Genomic DNA, 17,524 nt, shown 5'->3' on the forward strand with positions numbered 1-17,524 from the left:
GTCAAATAGATCAGGCTGAATTCAATTAGTTATAGATCGGGTAAATTTCGACCATAATAGATTTCTTGTATCTCTTTCTTAAGTAAACGGATGATTTCCCTCTTTTCCGTTTCATTCAGGTCTTCAGCTGTGGTATTGAACAAATATTCATTCAGATCAAATTCTTTCAACATCATTTTAGTATGGAAGAGATTTTCCTGAAAAATATTTACGTCAATCATATGGTACTGAGATTGGATCTCTTCTGTCACATAATTCTGGATGGAGCTAATTTCATGGTCGATATAGTGTTTTACGCCATTAATATCTCGGGTAAAACCACGAACACGATAATCCATTGTCACAATGTCAGATTCCAATTTATAAATCAGATAATTCAGAGCATTAAGAGGAGAAATAACACCACAGGTTGAGACTTCAATATCTGCCCTGAAGGTACATATACCACCATCTGGATGGCTTTCTGGATAGGTATGCACACAAATATGGCTCTTGTCCAAGTGGGCGACGACAGCATCAGGGAGTAGGACAGGATTTTCCATATTATCCACCCGCTTGGGGGCAATGGGTTCTTCACTAATCAAAATGGTAACGCTCGCTCCTTTTGGGTCATAGTCTTGGCGAGCAATATTAAGAATGTTTGCACCAATGATTGAACAGGTTTCACTGAGAATTTCAGTTAGGCGGGTCGCATTATACTGTTCATCAATGTACGCGATATAACTGTCGCGATCGGCTTTCGTTTTTGCATAACAGATGTCATAGATACAGAAACTCAAGCTTTTTGTTAGATTATTAAAGCCGTGCAATTTCAGTTTGCGCAATTTAGTTCACCTCCCGGTTAATGGGTGATTATTGGTTTCCAGATAGGGCATTTAGTAAGTATTGCGGCAGTGCAAAACTTCCTGCATGTACGGCGGGTGTGTAGTAACGGCAGGTTATGGCCGCATCTTCAAAGCGTTGTTGTAGCGTTGTCAGAGGTACCTGACGCAAGGCAGAATTCTGGGTTGCCCATGCAAATGTCATGATCCCACCGTAATAGGTTGGAATGGCGGCCTGATAAAAACTGCTGTCAGTAAAATAGTGGCTTAACTTTTTATGGCTGTTAACGGCTTCATTCTGCTGAAAGAAACAGACACCGTTTTGGGCGACAAAAATACCACCTTCGTTTAAGCAACCAGCACAGCCTGCATAGAAGTCAGAAGTAAACAGGCTTTCACCTGGCCCATTAGGATCGGTACAATCAGAAATGATAACATCAAATTTTTCAGATGTGGTTTTGACAAAATTAACACCGTCGTCAATCACCAGCTTGAAACGGGGATCGTTATAGGCTCCAGCGTTATGGTTTGGCAAATATTGGCGACAGAATTCGACTACACCAGCATCAATTTCTACCATTGTAATATTATCGAGATAGTGATGACGGCAAACTTCACGCAGCATCCCGCCATCACCACCGCCAATGATCAACACTTTTTGGGCTTGGCCATGAGCAAATAGTGGTACATGGGCCATCATTTCATGATAGATAAACTCATCGCACTCTGTGGTTTGAACCACACCATCAAGTGCCATGATGCGACCTAGTTCTGTATTTTCAAAAATGATGAGATCTTGATGTTCTGTTTTATCGTGATAAAGCACGTTTTCAACTGCGAAATACTGACCGAAATGGGGATGTAACGTTTCATACCAAATTTCTTTTTGTGACATGTTTCGCCATTCCTCCATTGTGATATTCATCGGCATTGGGTGCACATAGTAGCCAATAACTCACATAGCTGTCACTTAGTTTCAACATGAAATTAATCTTGGAAGTATCCAAAAGGAATTATTTTATATAAGAGAGCAGGCTGAGGGAGTTCTTTGCAAGAGAACGGCATTTAACCTCACGTGGCAGGTTGATTCCCCTTAAGTCGTTGTAACCTAATTGATTTAATTCTTGCATTAACTGACTATTATAGTTACTGAGATCCCATTTGTTACGTTGGGCAAAATAGATAATTGTACGCTTAATTTGAAAATCTGGGATTTGGTTATAGCCGCAGTCATGTTTTAGATAGATATAGACGGCTGTCAGATCGGCGAGATCTTCAGCTTCATTCTCAGACAGCGCTGTTGCTGGTTGAGCAAAACTAAACAGAGCCAGAATGTACGCGAATAAGGCAATTTTTTGCATAATTTCTATTATACTGATTTTCTACCATTTTACTTAAATTAACATATTAATATCTTTGTTAGCCAAACTTTATTTGCTTCATTTTAATAAAATTACCGTTTTTTCTGCCAGTGAGAAAATCGGGTTGTATGTTAACGAACAGGTTTGTTCTGATGGCAGAGAGTGTTATTTTATGCGCTCGGTGAGCTTATGCTATTGAGCGGTATGTAAATAGTCACATTCATTTTTGGGTTTGACTTGTGATTATTTTGAATAAAATCAACTGGTTATATTAATGAAGAAACATATTGTAGAAGTAATGATCTCCGAACAGGAGGTTAAGCAACGTATTGCTGAGCTGGGGCAACAGATTACAGAGCACTATCGTAATAGCGATCGTGAATTAGTGTTGGTTGGCCTGTTGAGAGGGTCGTTTATCTTTATGGCAGATTTATGCCGTGAAATTCAGGTTCCCCATGAAGTGGATTTTATGACGGCATCCAGCTATGGCAATGAGATGAGTTCTACCCGCGATGTGAAAATCCTCAAGGATCTGGATGAAGACATTCGTGGTAAAGATGTGTTGATCGTTGAAGATATTATCGACTCAGGCAATACACTGAACAAAATCCGCGAGATTCTGGCGCTGCGTGAGCCTAATTCACTGGCGATTTGTACTTTGTTGAACAAACCCTCTCGTCGCGAAGTCGATGTTCCCGTTGAGTGGATTGGCTATTCCATTGAAGATAAATTTGTTGTCGGTTACGGCATTGACTATGCACAGCATTATCGCCATCTGCCTTATATCGGGCATGTCACCTTGCTGGAAGATTAATATTTGCGATAAGCAGAAATAATCAATACGGTATAAGTAAATGGCAGCTTTTTTGCTGCCATTTACTTTTCTAATTAATAGATTGTCTTTCGAACGATTATTTTGTTTGGGATAACTTGGAAATAGCCTGACGGTAATTGAGTTCCAGTTTTTCACGGCTGTCAGCGGTAATATCCAGATCATGTAACTCACCATCCTTCAATCCATATACCCAACCGTGGATCATCACTTTCTGCCCGCGTTTCCATGCGGATTGCATAATGGTTGAATGGCCAAGGTTGTAAACCTGTTCAATGACATTCAATTCACACAGGCGATTTAGCCTGTCGTTAGGAGGCAACTCACCAAGCATGGAGCTGTGTTTGTACCACAAATCACGGATATGGAGCAGCCAGTTATTGATTAAGCCCAATTCAGTGCCATCCACGGCAGCTTCAATACCACCACAACCGTAGTGACCACAGATGATGATGTGTTCAACCTGCAAAACATCTACGGCATATTGTACAACAGATAAACAGTTTAAATCGGTATGGATAACGAGGTTAGCGACGTTTCGATGAACAAAAAGATCGCCGGGGGCTGCATCAATCAATTTTTCGGCAGGTACGCGGCTATCAGAACAGCCTATCCACAGAAAATGAGGTTTTTGCGCTTTTGATAATTCCTTGAAAAAAACTGGGTTTTCTTCGTTTACGGACTTTGACCACTGTTTGTTCCTGGCAAACAGCTCTTCAATTTTTCTCATCATAACGAATAGCCTGATAACATTTTTGAGATAGAATCATATACAACATTAATTGAGAATTTAATATTTAATTGAAGAATGTTTTTTATTTTACCCCCTACCATTGCTAAGAAATAGGGGGAAAATAATGGCATAATTTCTATTTTTCAGCAGTCAGAAATAGCAAATAATAAAGGTATTTTTTACTTATGGCTTACGCATTGGAATTGAGGCAGCTCACGAAAGTCTATGAGAGTGGAGTAAAAGCGCTGCGGGGAATTGATTTGTGTGTAGAAGCAGGCGATTTCTACGCGCTTTTAGGGCCAAATGGCGCGGGGAAATCCACCACGATAGGTATTATTAGTTCCTTGGTTAATAAAAGTGGGGGTAAGGTCAAGGTCTTTGGTTACGATATTGATACGGCTCTCGTTAATGCTAAACGGCAACTCGGCCTTGTTCCACAGGAATTTAATTTCAACCCATTCGAGACGGTGATCCAAATTGTATTAAACCAGGCGGGGTATTATGGTGTTCCGCGCAATGTGGCACAGGAAAGGGCAGAGACCTACCTTACTCAATTGGATCTATGGGAAAAACGTAACGAGCGGGCAATTCGTTTATCTGGTGGTATGAAACGGCGTTTAATGATCGCCCGTGCCTTAATGCACCAGCCAAAATTGTTGATTCTTGATGAACCTACAGCGGGAGTAGATATTGAACTGCGCCGATCTATGTGGGAATTTTTGAAAGAATTGAATGCGCAGGGAACCACGATCATCTTGACGACCCACTATCTTGAAGAAGCTGAGATGCTGTGCCGTAACATCGGTATTATCCAACATGGTGAGCTGGTGGAAAATACAAGCATGAAAAACCTGCTTAGCCAACTTGAAAGTGAAACATTCTTGCTGGATTTATTACCAAAAGAAGCAAAGCCTGTTGTTGAAGGCTACGACTACCGTCTGATTGATGCAGCAACACTGGAAGTGGATGTAAAACGTGGGCAGGGATTAAATGATGTTTTCTCCCAGTTAAGTACACAGGGCATACAAATCAGTAGCATGCGTAATAAAGCGAATCGTCTGGAAGAGCTGTTTGTCGGATTAACCAATAATAATCAAGGAGATAGGTAATGATCCAACTATATTGGGTGGCTCTGAAAACTATTTGGATTAAAGAGGTCACCCGTTTTGGTCGTATTTGGGTACAAACATTACTGCCGCCAGTGATCACTATGTCCCTTTATTTCGTTATCTTCGGCAATCTGGTCGGTTCCCGCATTGGTGAAATGGGGGGAGTGGGTTATATGCAGTTTATTGTGCCTGGATTGATCATGATGTCAGTGATCACCAACTCTTACGCTAACGTTTCTTCATCTTTCTTTGGTGCTAAGTTCCAGCGCAGCATTGAAGAAGTGCTGGTTGCTCCGGTTCCAACCCATGTCATCATTGCTGGATTTATTGGGGGAGGGGTAGCTCGTGGGGTATGCGTTGGTATTCTGGTGACATTGGTTTCCCTATTATTCGTACCGTTGCAGATACATTCATGGGGAATGGTGGTGATCACTTTACTGGCAACGTCAATCTTATTTTCGTTGGCGGGGCTATTGAATGCCATTTTTGCGAAAACATTCGATGATATTAGTATCATCCCAACATTTGTTCTGACACCGTTGACCTATTTGGGGGGCGTATTCTATTCCCTTACCCTGTTGCCTACTTTTTGGCAGATAGTGTCAAAGCTTAACCCGATCGTCTATATGATCAGTGGCTTCCGTTATGGTTTTCTCGGTATTATGGATGTTTCTCTGGCGATGACATTAGGTATGTTGGGGATCTTCATTGTTGGATTTTATCTATTGGCCTGGTATCTCATTGAGTCAGGGCGAGGGCTAAGAACTTAAGCTAAAATTTAATACACTCCGCCGTTGATGGCGGCGGAGTGGCGATATACACATATCCCACAATTAAAATCAGTCAGCCAAATCAACCTGCTGATTATCAATCAGTCGTGTTTGTCCCAACCATGCAGCCATCAGGATCACCGCTTTTTTACTTTGTGCCGTTAATGGCATCAGGTTTTCTGCATCACGGATAAATAATTCATCTGGCATAAAGCCTTCTTCCCGCAAATGTGCAGAGGCCAGTTCAATGAGTCGTTCAGTATCGCGTTCGCCATTTTTCAGCCTTTCTGTCATACATTGCATAACCTTATTCAGCAAGGGCGCAATTTTTTTCTCTTCAGCGGACAGAAGGCTGTTACGTGAACTTAGTGCTAACCCATTTTTATCACGGACGATAGGTACGGAAACCAATGTAATATCGTAAGCCATATCTGCAATCATCTTGCGGATAATCTGTAATTGCTGGAAGTCTTTTTCGCCGAAATAAACCAGATCGGGCTGGATCAGGTTAAACAATTTGCTGACAACGGTAGTGACGCCACGGAAATGTCCTGGTCGGCTGGCACCTTCAAGGATATAAGAAAGTTCGGGTACTTCGACAAAAGTTTGGTTGCCGTTTAAACCATGTGGGTACATCTCGTTAGCATTAGGGGCGAATACCAATTCGACATTGCGACGGCTCAGTTTTTCGCAATCTTCCTGCAAGGTGCGAGGATAATTGACCAGATCGTCTTCTCGATCAAATTGCATCGGGTTGACGAAAATGCTGACGATCACAACGTCAGCCTGTGCTTTGGCGGTATCAACTAACGCCATATGACCATCATGCAGGTTTCCCATCGTAGGGACGAAGGCAATACGTTTGCCCGCTTGGCGCCAGCGACGGATTTCCCGGCGTAAAATAGGGATCGTTTCTATAATCAGCATTGCTGTACTCCTTTAATTAGTCGTCATGCTGGAGAATAATCAGTTGAATGAGTGTGCCTGGTCGGGATAGGCGCCGTTTTCTACTTGTTCAATGTATAGGCGGATGGCATCTCTTATATTGCCAGTTTCTTTGAGGAAGTCTTTGGCAAATTTGGGGGGTCTTGCGGTGATACCCAAGGCATCATGCATAACCAGAATTTGACCGTCAGTCATATTGCCTGCCCCAATGCCAATAACCGGAATTTCCAGCGATTCGGTGATACGTTGCGCCAGTGCAGTCGGAACACATTCTAACACCAGCAGTTGCATACCTGCTTTTTCCAAAGCAATAGCATCGTCAAATAGCTTTTGGGCTGAAGATTCATCGCGTCCCTGAACTTTATAGCCACCGAGTACATTGACTGATTGTGGTGTCAGACCTAAATGGCCGCAAACGGGGACAGCTCTTTCGGTCAGCATTTTGACGGTATCACATAGCCAATCTCCACCTTCAATTTTGACCATATTGGCACCAGAACGCATTAGTGCAGCCGCATTGTCAAAACTTTGTTCGGGGGTTGCGTAGCTCATGAAAGGCATATCCGCGATGAGAAAAGTATGAGAGGCGCCAGAGCGAACACTTCGGGTGTGGTAAGAGATATCTTCAACGGTAACAGGCAGGGTAGAGTCAAATCCCTGTATGGTCATGCCAAGTGAATCACCAATGAGCATGACGTTAATGCCTTGTTCAGCGAAAAGGTGGGCGAAACTGGCATCGTAAGCGGTGATGGTTGCAAATTTGCGCTTTTCTTTTTTTAACTGACTGAGATCAGCCAGGGTTGTTGGTTTCATCATTTTCTCCTGAATATCTCCTGAATAGTTGTACCCTCTGTTTTTCAAGTCGCTTCTTTAACTACAAGCTACAACCAAAGCGTCAGGCCATTTTCTGGCACTTTTTTTAATTGCTCTGCCAGCGTTTCTCCATCGGGAAACACAAGGTCTGGTGCAATTTCTGCAAGTGGATAAAGCATGAATTCACGCTGTTTTAACCCATAATGGGGAACCGTCAAGCGTTCGGTGTTGATGATGTGATTACCAAACAGCATGATATCCAAATCCAGTGTTCTTGGCCCCCAGCGTTCGTCCTTACGAACGCGTCCTTGTTCCAGTTCGATCGCTTGGGTGTGATCAAGCAATATTTCTGGTGATAACTGGGTTTCCAATGCGACGGCAAGGTTGAGGTAATCGCCTTGATCCTGGGGTCCCATTGGTTTGGTTCGGTAGAAAGATGATCGAACAATAAAAGTGGTATCAGGGATCTTTTTCAGGGCAGCAAGTGCATTATTGACTTGCTGCAAAGGGTCGGCCAGATTACTGCCAATGGCGATATAGGCTTGAGTCATATTAATAACCGTTGTTCCTGTTCTGGCGAACGCGTCCACCACGGTGGGGGCGTGTCCTGCGGCGAATGGGTTCGCTGCCCAGGTCGGATATCATTTCGCGCTGTTGTGAGGATGTTGACTGTTGGAATTCAGTCCACCACTGTACCAGCTCTCTCAGTTCATGGCGTGGTTCAATGCTGGCGCGCAATTCCAGTAAATCATATGCAGCACGGAACTTCGGATGTTCCATTAATTTATTCGCTCGTTTTCCTTGACGACGCGGCAAGCGAAGCTGAAGCAACCAGATATCGCGCATGGTTGTAGTATGGCGTTTCGGGATCGCAATGGAGCGGCACTGTTCATCAAGAATATCATTCATTGCTAACGCAAAGGCGTCGTAATACTGTAACCCGCCTTCCTGTGTCAGTTTTTCCGCATGTTCAATCAATGGATACCATAACATAGCCGCAAATAAGAAAGCGGGATTCACTCTCTTGTCACTTTGTAAGCGAAAATCAGTATTTTTCAGCACTTGTATTAACAGCTTTTCCATTGATGAATCACCACGTTGGGTGAAACACGGTTGAATAAGCGGAAACAGTGGCTGGAACAGATGATATTCGCGCAGCAGTTTATAAGTCTTGTAACCCTGTCCTGTCTGTAACAGTTTCAGAGATTCTTCGAACAGACGTGCCGCTGGAATATCTTTCAACAGAAATGCCAGGCGCGGAATAGGCTCAGCGGTAGCTGGCTCGATAGTCATATCCAGTTTGCTGGCAAAACGGACAGCCCGTAGCATACGCACGGGATCTTCCCGATAGCGCGTTTCTGGATCACCAATCAGGCGAATGATACTTGCGTTCAAGTCGGCCATGCCACCAACGTAATCTCGCAGTGCGAAATCTTCAATGCCGTAATAGAGGCTATTGATCGTGAAATCGCGACGAACCGCATCTTCTTCTACTGAACCAAAAATATTATCCCGCAGTAACATGCCACTTTGAGCTTTATGTGACTGGCTCCGGTCATTGTTTTCAATTTGATCATGTGGCCCACGGAAGGTGGCAACTTCAATCACATCAGGGCCAAACATGATATGGGCAAGGCGAAAACGACGACCGACAAGGCGACAGTTACGGAACAGTTGGCGAACTTGTTCAGGTGTAGCGTTGGTTGCTATATCAAAATCTTTGGGTTTTTTGTGCAGCAATAGATCACGAACTCCGCCTCCGACCAGATAAGCTTCAAAACCTGATTTATTTAGGCGATACAGAACCTTCAAGGCATTATCACTGATGTCCTTGCGTGAAATAGGGTGCTGGTCGCGTGGGATCACCGTGATCGGGGAGTCCGAAGGCATTGCCCTTACAGATTTTTTCTTCATTTTGTCGTTTTCGGCATGTGATGAAGATGAATGATTCCCTCTGCTGCGTTTACGCGGAGGACTGCTCTCTGTTTGAGCAGAATGGTCAGATACAGTGACTGGCCTTTCACTGACTGCCGGTGCAACGCGCTTTGTTCTGTGATCGCGGATTAATAAATTACGGCAGAAAGTTGCTACTCGGTTAAAAATGGTACACCTCGGTAGTGACTGATCAATTAAAACAAAAAACAGCCGCCAATCATAACTTACTGGACATTTTTTGAGAATGCTTACAGTATCAATAGAAAGAGTTTATTTAACTTAGTCTATTAGCTAGGTTTTTTTTGGCGGAACCGCGTTTATATTCCAACCGACGATAGCTTGCTGTAGCAATTGATCTGTTGTGAGATCCTGCCAGCCTGCGATAGTGGGCTGATTTAAAAATGATAACGCATCAATAAGCAATGGTCTTGGGTCGCTCAATGGGATCGGCTGGGCATGATTTTGCTTAGACAGTTTATTTCCCTCTTTATTTAACACGAGAGGTAAATGCACATAATCTGGTGTTGCAAAATTCAAATGCTGATACAGAGACAGCTGGCGAACCGTGGGTTCAATTAAATCAGCTCCTCTGACAATTTCAGTGACACCTTGATAGTTATCATCAATAACAACGACAAGATTATAGGCAAATAAACCGTCTTTGCGATAAATAATGAAATCTTCCTCAGCCATTTTCGTAGGCACAGTGATATAGCCTTGCAATTTATCGTAGAAACCATAAATCGGATGGTGCTGTTTTAGACGAATTGCAGCGTTGTGAGCTGGCAGAGGTACATGTCGGCAGTGGCCATTATAAAAGCCGCCCAGTTGTTGGATGCGTTGGCGGGTGCAGGTGCAGTAATAGCTGTCTCCTTGCTGTTTTAATTGATCGAGGATGGCACGGTAAGCGTCATGACGCTGGGATTGATAGAGAACTTCACCATCCCAGTAAAGCCCATAATGCTCAAGAGCTTGCAATATCCGCTTATCTGCTCCGGGAATTTCCCGTGGGGGATCAATATCATCAATACGCATTAGCCATTTTCCGTGACAGGCACGGGCTTGCAGATAACTCCCTAGTGCAGTGACCAGAGAGCCAAAATGGAGATCGCCGGAAGGAGATGGAGCAAAACGCCCAATATATAACGAGGAATGTCTGGATTGAGTCATAATCGATTCAACATAGGGGCATACGGCGCATTTAGCGCCGTACTTAACCCTATTGGTTAGCCAGCCATTTGTTTTTCACGAATTTCGGCCAACGTCTTGCAGTCAATACATAAATCGGCTGTTGGACGAGCCTCCAAACGACGGATGCCGATTTCAATCCCACAGGCTTCACAATAGCCAAAGTCTTCTTCTTCGACCTTTTTCAGCGTTTTTTCGATCTTTTTGATCAACTTACGCTCACGATCCCGATTACGTAATTCAAGACTGAACTCTTCTTCTTGCGCCGCACGGTCAACTGGATCAGGGAAGTTTGCTGCCTCATCTTGCATATGAGATACAGTACGGTCTACTTCATCCCTGAGTTGATTGCGCCATGCTTCCAGAATCAGCTTGAAATGCTTTAACTGGGCATCGTTCATGTATTCTTCGCCTGGCTTTTCCTGGTAAGGTTCTACCCCAGCGATGGCGAGAATGCTCAAGGACGAGGTTTTACGTTTTTGCCCTTCTTGCATAATGCTTCTCCTTACACACGCACTATCAAACGACCCCCCGACAAGAGGGGGAAAAAAATAGGCCGCTATAAATAGCAGATGACTGCGAGGTTGGCAATTGTTCCTGCCATTAGTTTTGCAATGGTGTGAAGGCAGGCATGTTTACTGCCTAAATATGTTGCAAAACCCCTCTCGTCAGTATGATTTGTTTACAAATTATCCCATTGATACGAAAGGTAATTTGTCACTTATAACCATCCCGTTTTCTGTCATGCTGGCCTTATAACAGATTACTTCGACTCCTGATTGGCATGCTTGTTCCAAAAGAAAAGCATAATCATGGTCAATATGTTTTGCTGCTGCAACCTGACTGATCCCAGAATGTAAAACAGCAAATAACAAAACAGCCCGCTGGCCTTGTTGTGCTATCAATGATAGCTCACGTAAATGTTTTTGCCCTCGAATTGTGACCGCATCAGGAAAATACCCATAATTTTCTTGTAACAATGTGACTGACTTGACTTCAATATAGCAGTTAACCTTTTGTTTTGACTGTAACAATAAATCTATACGACTTTTCTCTTTGCCATAGCTAATTTCACGACCCATGTGCTCATATCCAGATAATTCTGGAATGATATTTTTCTCAATAGCTTGGAAAGCTAAGTCATTGGCTCTATGGGTATTGACACAAATCCAGTGACCATCCTGGGTTTGTGTGAGTTCCCAGCTATTGGGGTACTTGCGTTTGGGATTATCGGATGTGGAATACCACACGGTATCCCCTGGTGTGGCACATCCTGTCATGGCCCCCGTATTGGCACAGTGTATAGTGAGTATTTCACCTTCTGGTGTGAGGACATCCGCAAGAAAGCGTTTATAGCGGCGGATTAAGGTAGCAGGTTTCAGGGGAGGTGAAAATTCCATAAACTTTCCTTCATAACCAGTGGGCGAATGAAATCAAAGGCGCTAATGCTACAATGGCATCCATTGAAAGTTAATCCATTATGGTGATCCTTTGTCATTGCCCATTTGTGACTTATTACCCATTTATGACGTCGTGGGCTCCGTTATTGCGGCACTGCAAACGTCACAGCAAGTGTTATTACATGCGCCAACGGGAGCTGGAAAATCGACTGGATTGCCATTGGCAATTTTACAGCAGACACAGTTGTCGGGGCGCATTATTATGCTGGAACCGCGGCGTATTGCTGCACGGAGTGTGGCTGAGCGTCTTGCCGAACAACTCAATGAGCCTGTTGGTATGACCATCGGCTACCGGATGCGTTCGGAAACCAAAGTCAGTGGTGCAACACGACTTGAGGTTGTGACCGAAGGGATCCTGACGCGTATGCTGCAACAAGATCCTGAATTAAACGGTGTCTCTCTTGTCATCCTTGATGAATTTCATGAACGTAGTTTACAGGCCGATCTCGCATTGGCACTGCTACTGGACGTACAAGAAGGGTTGCGCGATGACCTGCGTATTCTGGTGATGTCGGCAACATTGGATAATCAGCGCCTTTCTGCTTTATTGCCCGATGCCCCTGTGATTGTGTCAGAAGGACGCAGTTATCCGGTAACGAGGTCATATCATCCACTTCCTTCTCATCAACCTTTTGAACAATCAGTTGCATCGGCGGTATTGCGGTTATTGCAGCAAGAAACGGGATCGTTGTTGCTGTTTCTGCCCGGCGCCGGGGAAATTCAGCGGGTAATGTTGCAATTGGAAGATAAGATCAATGGCGATACGCTGTTGTGTCCATTGTATGGGGCATTGTCGTTGGCAGAACAACGCAAAGCAATAACACCAGCACCAGTGGGAATGCGCAAAGTCGTGCTTGCCACCAATATTGCAGAAACCAGTCTGACGATTGAAGGTATTCGGCTAGTGGTAGACAGCGGACTAGAGCGTTCTGGTCGATTTGAACCGAAGAGTGGCCTGACCCGCTTAATTACCCAACGCATCAGCCAGGCATCGATGGTGCAGCGGGCAGGGCGGGCTGGACGATTAGAGGCCGGTGTTTGTTGGCATTTATTTAGTCAGGAGCAGGCAGAAAGAGCCAGAGAACACAACGAGCCGGAGATCTTGCATTCAGATTTAAGCGGCCTACTGCTCTCTTTATTGCAGTGGGGATGTCGTGACAGTTCCCAGCTTCATTGGTTGGACAATCCACCACAACCTGCATTGGCGGTTGCAGAATCCCTGTTGCTGCGTCTTAAGGCATTGGATGACAACCAGCAATTGACTTCCCGTGGTTGGCAAATGGCGGAATTCGGCAGCGAACCGCGTTTGGCGGCGATACTGTGTTCAGCTCAGGAAGGCGATGATAAAGAAGACAAAAGCCGTGCAGCATTGGTAACGGCAGCGAAATTGGTTGCCATTTTGGAAGAGCCGCCGCGCCGTGGACAACCTGACTTGCTCTATTGGATGACAGCGAATCAGCGTCACTGGCAGCAACGCGCTAATCAGCTCGTCAGAAATTTTACAAATCAACTAGTGGATAAAACAAGCCATGCTGGAAACCTCAGATTGGATCTTGTGCCTGAACTCTTGGTACAGGGTTTTCCAGATCGGATCGCTAAAAACCGCGATAATCTTGGCCGTTTTCAGTTAGCCAATGGTTTGGGGGTAGCGCTGGAACGTGAAGAGCCGCTGTCGGGAGAGGCTTGGTTAGTGACTCCCACATTACATCAAGGAAACAGCCATCCTGATGCACAGGTTTTGCTTGCCTGTCCGTTGGCGATTGAACAGACCATAAAGCAATACCCTCATCTGTTTACTGAGCATACAACCGTAGAGTGGGATGATAATAAAGGCTCATTACGGGCGTGGAAGCGTTTGCAATGTGGGCGATTAATTGTCAAAGCCCAGCCATTGGCAAAACCTTCGGCAGTGGAATTACAGGAAGCCTTGTTGAATTGGGTCAGGCAGGAAGGATTGTCGGCATTAAATTGGTCACAGGAGGCGTTGCAGTTGCGTATTCGCCTGCAAAGAGCAACAGAATGGCTACCGGAAGTGAACTGGCCTGGGGTTGATGACGAAGCATTATTGAACTCACTTGAACAGTGGTTGCTGCCTGCCCTGGATGGTGTTGATAATTTAAAAGGCTTGCGCCAGATTGAGCTGTCCTCCTGCCTGATGGAATTGCTTGATTGGCAACAACGGCGAATACTGGATAATGAATTGCCTACTAATTACACTGTGCCAACGGGGAGCAGGATCACCATCCAGTATTTCCATGATAAACCTCCGGTATTGTCAGTGAGGATGCAGGAAATGTACGGGGAGCAGCAAAATCCAGTATTGGCGAAAGGACGAGTTCCGGTTGTCATTGAGTTGCTATCTCCTGCCCATCGTCCATTACAGATCACACAAGATCTTGCTGCGTTTTGGCAGGGAACTTATCGTGAGGTGCAAAAAGAGATGAAAGGGCGTTATCCCAAACACTTATGGCCAGATGATCCTGCTAACACAGCACCGACCAGGCGCGTGAAAAAGCAGATGTAATGGTTTCAGTTAATTAATACACATTTGGAGAATTCGGTATGTCTGATGATGATCGTCAGCCAATCGGACGCAAGGGTAAAAAATCAGGACTTCGTCGTGGGCGAACATCTAACAAACGCAATCGGCGGGATGATTATGATGATGATGAAAATGATAATTTTGACGACAACGATGAGGATAAAGTCATGACTAAAAAAGGGAAGAACGCCCGCGGTGCGAATTCCCGCCCGCCTAAAAAAGGCGGGCACTGGTTTTTGTGGTTGCTGCTAAAAATCTTTATTGTGCTGGCGGTCCTCATTGTTATTTATGGCTTCTATCTGGATAACAAAATTCGCGAGCGTATTGACGGAAAAGTTTGGGATTTACCGTCAGCGGTGTACGGACGGATGGTCAATCTTGAACCCGGCATGAATTACAGCAAGGACGAAATGATCCATCTGCTGGAGGGGATGCAATATCGAAGAGTAACAAAAATCACCCGTGCAGGTGAATTTGTCGTCAGGGGGAATAACATAGAGATGTTACGCCGCCCATTTGATTTCCCTGATGGTAAAGAAGAGCAAATTCAGGCACGGTTGTCCTTTGATAATAATCATCTTACCAGCATTGAAAACATGGAAAACTATCGTCAGTTTGGTTTTTTCCGTCTTGATCCCAAATTGATCACCATGATGCAATCCCCCAATGGTGAACAGCGTCTGTTTGTCCCGCGCTCCGGCTTTCCTGATTTGTTGGTTCAGACTTTGCTGGAAACGGAAGATCGTTACTTTTATGAACATGATGGCGTCAGGCCGCTTTCCATTGCCCGTGCATTTTTAGCTAATTTGATCGCGGGACGTACAATTCAGGGTGGCAGTACCCTGACGCAGCAATTGGTGAAAAATTTGTTTCTCTCCAATGAACGTACTTTGATCCGTAAAGCGAATGAAGCGTACATGGCGTTGCTGTTAGAGGCTCGTTATGGCAAGGATCGTATTCTGGAATTGTACTTGAACGAAGTTTTTTTAGGACAAAGTGGTAATGAGCAGATCCATGGTTTTCCATTGGCAAGTCTGTACTATTTTGGTCGCCCGGTTGATGAACTGAGTTTGGATCAGCAGGCGCTGCTGGTGGGAATGGTCAAAGGGGCTTCGTGGTATAACCCATGGCGTCATCCTAAAACTGCGCTAGAGCGACGCAATGTTGTTTTGAAAATCCTCCAGAACCGAAAAATCATCGATCAGGAGCTGTATGATCTACTCAGTGCTCGTCCGTTAGGGGTAAAACCGAAAAGCGGGGTGATTACGCCACAGCCCGCCTTTATGCAATTGGTTCGTCAGGAATTGCAAGAAAAGCTGGGCGATAAAGTCAAGGATTTGTCAGGGGTGAAGATCTTTACTACCCTCGATCCGGTTTCGCAGGATGCGGCAGAAAAATCCGTTGAAGAAGGTGTTGCTGCCCTGCGAAAAGCCCGCAAGGTTGATGATCTGGAAGGGGCAATGGTTGTTGTTGACCGTTTCAGCGGTGAGGTTAGAGCCATGGTTGGCGGTTCCCAGCCGCAATATGCCGGGTTTAACCGGGCGTTAAACGCCCGTCGTTTGATTGGTTCCCTTGCTAAACCCGCCACGTATCTGACGGCACTGAGCCAGCCGGATAAATATCGTCTGAATACCTGGCTGGCGGATGAACCTCTCTCTATTCCTCAAGCGGGCGGAAAGCCCTGGCAACCGAAGAACTTTAGCCGTACTTTCAGTGGGCGTGTCATGCTCATTGACGCGTTAGCGCGTTCGATGAATGTGCCGACCGTGAATTTAGGGCTGGATGTTGGGTTAGACCGCATTTCCAGCACGTTAGTTGCGCTTGGTATTCCTGCGAAAGAGATCCAACAAATCCCTGCGATGTTATTAGGCGCGATTAACCTAACGCCAATGGAAATGGCACAAGAATTCCAGACGATAGCCAGCGGGGGGAATCGGGCGAAACTTTCTGCGTTACGCTCCATCATTGCTGAAGATGGTACGGTGATTTACCAGAGCTACCCACAGGCAGAGCGTGTTGTGCCGCCACAGGCCGCTTATCTGACGTTATACGGTATGCAGCAGGTAGTGGAGAGAGGTACAGGGCGCTCCCTGACAGGGAAATATGGCAAATATCACCTGGCAGGCAAGACCGGAACAACCAATGATCTGCGTGACAGTTGGTTTACCGGCATTGATGGCAAAGAAGTCGCGATTGTCTGGACTGGACGTGATAATAACGGCCCAACTAACCTAACCGGAGCGACGGGCGCACTGACGATTTATCGTCGTTATCTGGATAATGAAACGCCACTGGAACTGAATAACCGTCCACCGGAAGGTATTGTGGATATGTCAGTCAATGAAGATGGCAGTTTCAACTGCGAAGGAAGCGGTATCAGAGTATTACCGGTTTGGACTGATGATCCACAGAAGCTGTGCCAGCAATCGGTACAACAGCCTATCGAGGAGAATGAAGAAGAAGCCCCTGGCTGGCTACGTGAGATGTTTGGTCAGTGATAATTTATTGGTAAATCATCCACCAAAACCACGGATGAAGCCTGTGACGATTATCTCTGTAAATCATCAATATTCTTCTGAGTGCCCGCTAAACACGTAGCGGGCAATTCTTGTAGTCGTAACGACCAACAATGAATGCAAGCGATAGAGCAGTGTGAGTGCACTAGCAGAGTATGGTCAACTGCGTAAAAAAAGCGAACACGGCATTCGCAGAAATCTGAGCCTGAACATTGAAACCACTATCGAATGGATATTGAAGTAGCAAGGGATAACCGGCCAGAAGAGTAATTTTCTCCAATCACGAATATTTTTTAAAGAAATATATGCATTAAACTTCAAGTTGCCATTTACAACACTGTATGAAGCCTGATTTCTCCCCGCGAAGCGGGGGGAGAAATCACACGCATCTTGAAGTTAAATTGGTATATAAAAAAGTGTTCACCACTGTTCACTCTATAATTTAAATGATATATATCAATATATTATAGGGATAATGAACTTGTAGCGATTCAAAATG

16 protein-coding genes are annotated in these 17,524 nt (G+C 44.9%); 5 read left to right on the forward strand and 11 right to left on the reverse strand.

Annotation, left to right across the window (positions count from 1 at the left end):
• Positions 1-29 precede the first annotated feature (29 nt).
• The 3 genes from speD to IQ209_RS03835 all read right to left on the reverse strand — a co-directional run bounded on the left by speD (position 30) and on the right by IQ209_RS03835 (position 2,182).
• Positions 30-824 (reverse strand): adenosylmethionine decarboxylase, encoded by a 795-nt coding sequence (speD, locus tag IQ209_RS03825; RefSeq protein ID WP_193849142.1) that lies wholly within the window; start codon positions 822-824, stop codon positions 30-32.
• A gap of 28 nt (positions 825-852) precedes the next feature.
• Positions 853-1,716, reverse strand: a complete 864-nt coding sequence (gene speE, locus IQ209_RS03830) for a polyamine aminopropyltransferase (RefSeq protein WP_193849144.1) — start codon at positions 1,714-1,716, stop codon at positions 853-855.
• A gap of 118 nt (positions 1,717-1,834) precedes the next feature.
• Positions 1,835-2,182 carry a YacC family pilotin-like protein gene (locus IQ209_RS03835; RefSeq protein ID WP_193849146.1) on the reverse strand — a complete coding sequence of 116 codons (348 nt, stop codon included), beginning with the start codon at positions 2,180-2,182 and terminating at the stop codon, positions 1,835-1,837.
• 274 nt (positions 2,183-2,456) lie between these two features.
• On the opposite strand from IQ209_RS03835, the gene hpt reads away from it, so the two are divergent.
• Positions 2,457-2,996 (forward strand): hypoxanthine phosphoribosyltransferase, encoded by a 540-nt coding sequence (gene hpt / locus IQ209_RS03840; RefSeq protein WP_193849148.1) that lies wholly within the window; start codon positions 2,457-2,459, stop codon positions 2,994-2,996.
• A 97-nt stretch (positions 2,997-3,093) separates the two neighbouring features.
• Here the strand turns inward: hpt and can are convergent, their stop codons facing one another.
• Entirely contained in the window at positions 3,094-3,747 is a 654-nt protein-coding gene (gene can / locus IQ209_RS03845) for a carbonate dehydratase (protein WP_099131552.1), read from the reverse strand.
• Positions 3,748-3,932: 185 nt separating this feature from the next.
• Between can and IQ209_RS03850 the strand changes: the two genes are divergently transcribed.
• Together IQ209_RS03850 and IQ209_RS03855 are read left to right on the forward strand one after the other, a co-directional pair.
• Positions 3,933-4,856 (forward strand): ABC transporter ATP-binding protein, encoded by a 924-nt coding sequence (locus IQ209_RS03850; RefSeq protein WP_193849150.1) that lies wholly within the window; start codon positions 3,933-3,935, stop codon positions 4,854-4,856.
• On the forward strand, positions 4,856-5,626 hold the full coding sequence (locus IQ209_RS03855; protein WP_193849152.1) for an ABC transporter permease: 771 nt from the start codon (positions 4,856-4,858) through the stop codon (positions 5,624-5,626). Before IQ209_RS03850 ends, IQ209_RS03855 begins: the two co-directional genes overlap by 1 nt.
• A 69-nt stretch (positions 5,627-5,695) precedes the next feature.
• Here the strand turns inward: IQ209_RS03855 and panC are convergent, their stop codons facing one another.
• From panC to sfsA, 7 genes are all read right to left on the reverse strand, one after another.
• A complete protein-coding gene (gene panC, locus IQ209_RS03860; RefSeq protein WP_193849154.1) occupies positions 5,696-6,553 on the reverse strand; it encodes a pantoate--beta-alanine ligase in 858 nt (285 codons plus the stop codon).
• A gap of 39 nt (positions 6,554-6,592) precedes the next feature.
• Entirely contained in the window at positions 6,593-7,384 is a 792-nt protein-coding gene (gene panB / locus IQ209_RS03865) for a 3-methyl-2-oxobutanoate hydroxymethyltransferase (RefSeq protein WP_193849156.1), read from the reverse strand.
• A 68-nt stretch (positions 7,385-7,452) separates the two neighbouring features.
• Positions 7,453-7,935 (reverse strand): 2-amino-4-hydroxy-6-hydroxymethyldihydropteridine diphosphokinase, encoded by a 483-nt coding sequence (folK, locus tag IQ209_RS03870; RefSeq protein WP_193849158.1) that lies wholly within the window; start codon positions 7,933-7,935, stop codon positions 7,453-7,455.
• A 1-nt stretch (position 7,936) separates the two neighbouring features.
• The gene (pcnB, locus tag IQ209_RS03875) at positions 7,937-9,298 is read right to left on the reverse strand and encodes a polynucleotide adenylyltransferase PcnB (RefSeq protein ID WP_228005705.1); all 1,362 of its coding nucleotides are present in this window, start codon (positions 9,296-9,298) and stop codon (positions 7,937-7,939) included.
• A 312-nt stretch (positions 9,299-9,610) separates the two neighbouring features.
• Entirely contained in the window at positions 9,611-10,489 is an 879-nt protein-coding gene (gene gluQRS, locus IQ209_RS03880; RefSeq protein WP_193849160.1) for a tRNA glutamyl-Q(34) synthetase GluQRS, read from the reverse strand.
• Positions 10,490-10,545: 56 nt separating this feature from the next.
• Positions 10,546-11,001 carry an RNA polymerase-binding protein DksA gene (gene dksA / locus IQ209_RS03885; RefSeq protein WP_074019168.1) on the reverse strand — a complete coding sequence of 152 codons (456 nt, stop codon included), beginning with the start codon at positions 10,999-11,001 and terminating at the stop codon, positions 10,546-10,548.
• A gap of 195 nt (positions 11,002-11,196) precedes the next feature.
• Positions 11,197-11,907: a DNA/RNA nuclease SfsA gene (sfsA, locus tag IQ209_RS03890; RefSeq protein ID WP_193849162.1), complete on the reverse strand. Its 711-nt coding sequence runs from the start codon at positions 11,905-11,907 to the stop codon at positions 11,197-11,199.
• 91 nt (positions 11,908-11,998) lie between these two features.
• Here sfsA and hrpB point away from each other — a divergent pair, with 91 nt between their 5' ends.
• Both hrpB and mrcB read left to right on the forward strand, forming a co-directional pair.
• Entirely contained in the window at positions 11,999-14,491 is a 2,493-nt protein-coding gene (hrpB, locus tag IQ209_RS03895) for an ATP-dependent helicase HrpB (protein WP_193849164.1), read from the forward strand.
• 38 nt (positions 14,492-14,529) lie between these two features.
• Positions 14,530-17,007 (forward strand): bifunctional glycosyl transferase/transpeptidase, encoded by a 2,478-nt coding sequence (gene mrcB, locus IQ209_RS03900; protein WP_193849166.1) that lies wholly within the window; start codon positions 14,530-14,532, stop codon positions 17,005-17,007.
• Positions 17,008-17,524: the final 517 nt, after the last annotated feature.

This window comes from Xenorhabdus sp. BG5 (genome assembly GCF_015163665.1).
Lineage (GTDB): Bacteria > Pseudomonadota > Gammaproteobacteria > Enterobacterales > Enterobacteriaceae > Xenorhabdus.

Coding starts and splice junctions, on each gene's coding strand:
- pcnB (WP_228005705.1), bottom strand. CDS start 9,298: ATGAAGAAAAAATCTGTAAGGGCAATGCCTTCGGACTCCCCGATCACG.
- can (WP_099131552.1), bottom strand. CDS start 3,747: ATGATGAGAAAAATTGAAGAGCTGTTTGCCAGGAACAAACAGTGGTCA.
- sfsA (WP_193849162.1), bottom strand. CDS start 11,907: ATGGAATTTTCACCTCCCCTGAAACCTGCTACCTTAATCCGCCGCTAT.
- panB (WP_193849156.1), bottom strand. CDS start 7,384: ATGAAACCAACAACCCTGGCTGATCTCAGTCAGTTAAAAAAAGAAAAG.
- IQ209_RS03835 (WP_193849146.1), bottom strand. CDS start 2,182: ATGCAAAAAATTGCCTTATTCGCGTACATTCTGGCTCTGTTTAGTTTT.
- mrcB (WP_193849166.1), top strand. CDS start 14,530: ATGTCTGATGATGATCGTCAGCCAATCGGACGCAAGGGTAAAAAATCA.
- dksA (WP_074019168.1), bottom strand. CDS start 11,001: ATGCAAGAAGGGCAAAAACGTAAAACCTCGTCCTTGAGCATTCTCGCC.
- IQ209_RS03850 (WP_193849150.1), top strand. CDS start 3,933: ATGGCTTACGCATTGGAATTGAGGCAGCTCACGAAAGTCTATGAGAGT.
- panC (WP_193849154.1), bottom strand. CDS start 6,553: ATGCTGATTATAGAAACGATCCCTATTTTACGCCGGGAAATCCGTCGC.
- speE (WP_193849144.1), bottom strand. CDS start 1,716: ATGTCACAAAAAGAAATTTGGTATGAAACGTTACATCCCCATTTCGGT.
- IQ209_RS03855 (WP_193849152.1), top strand. CDS start 4,856: ATGATCCAACTATATTGGGTGGCTCTGAAAACTATTTGGATTAAAGAG.
- hpt (WP_193849148.1), top strand. CDS start 2,457: ATGAAGAAACATATTGTAGAAGTAATGATCTCCGAACAGGAGGTTAAG.
- folK (WP_193849158.1), bottom strand. CDS start 7,935: ATGACTCAAGCCTATATCGCCATTGGCAGTAATCTGGCCGACCCTTTG.
- gluQRS (WP_193849160.1), bottom strand. CDS start 10,489: ATGACTCAATCCAGACATTCCTCGTTATATATTGGGCGTTTTGCTCCA.